Genomic DNA, 267 nt, shown 5'->3' with positions numbered 1-267 from the left:
CTCTTGTAGCTCTTTATTCATAGGTGCTGGTGTTAGGCCATATTCACCTTTTAATACGCCAGCTGTTTCTTTAGTAATTGTTTTATAGCGCTCACCCGTTAGAACATTAAGTACCGCTTGAGTGCCTACAATTTGCGACGTTGGTGTAACAAGCGGTAAAAAGCCTAAATCTTCTCGTACACGTGGGATCTCAAGTAAAACTTCATTAAGCTTATCTGCTGCGCCTTGCTCTTTAAGCTGGTTTTCCATGTTAGTTAACATGCCACC

At 41.6% G+C, this 267-nt stretch carries 1 pseudogene; it reads right to left on the bottom strand.

The annotated features are described in order from the left end of the window. A pseudogene (locus tag AAEY83_RS15615) lies at window positions 1-261 on the bottom strand (2-oxoglutarate decarboxylase); the annotation flags it as partial. Window positions 262-267: the final 6 nt, after the last annotated feature.

The organism is Psychrobacter sp. TB20-MNA-CIBAN-0197 (assembly GCF_040309765.1).
Taxonomy (GTDB): domain Bacteria; phylum Pseudomonadota; class Gammaproteobacteria; order Pseudomonadales; family Moraxellaceae; genus Psychrobacter; species Psychrobacter submarinus.
This window is presented reverse-complemented; position numbering and strand designations above follow the sequence as displayed.